The organism is Sphingomonas sp. NCPPB 2930 (assembly GCF_042867205.1).
GTDB lineage: Bacteria > Pseudomonadota > Alphaproteobacteria > Sphingomonadales > Sphingomonadaceae > Sphingomonas.
Window position 1 is genome coordinate 1 of sequence record NZ_JBHZQU010000058.1, and the last position, 329, is coordinate 329.

A 329-nucleotide genomic window follows, 5' to 3' on the forward strand; every position below is an offset into this window, starting at 1 on the left:
CTAAAATTTCTTCTCTAATAACATCTGTCAAGGGAGTAATCACTCCTTGGTATTCCGCATAACTGGAAATCGTCAACATCTCCTCTAGGGCACCCTTGGTTACCAAACTAACAACTTCGTGTTCATCCTTAACGATAACACTCATCCGTCTACGTTCAAAATCAAAGGGAAGCTCATCTATTTTTTGAAAAGTTTGAGCCAGATTTTGCAAGAGGGCGTGTTCTTTTGCTTCCTTTTCAGTCCGTTTGATGATGGCTCTGTCCATCAAATTTTTCAAGCCCGTTTGAAAATAAGAATTGAGATAAGCTCGTCTCAAGACGGTCAAATCC

At 40.1% G+C, this 329-nt stretch carries 1 protein-coding gene; it reads right to left on the reverse strand.

Going from position 1 to position 329, the window contains the following annotated elements:
• A partial coding sequence (locus ACFX59_RS18320) for a hypothetical protein (RefSeq protein ID WP_387434499.1) occupies positions 1-265 on the reverse strand: 265 nt, incomplete at its 3' end.
• Positions 266-329 lie beyond the last annotated feature (64 nt).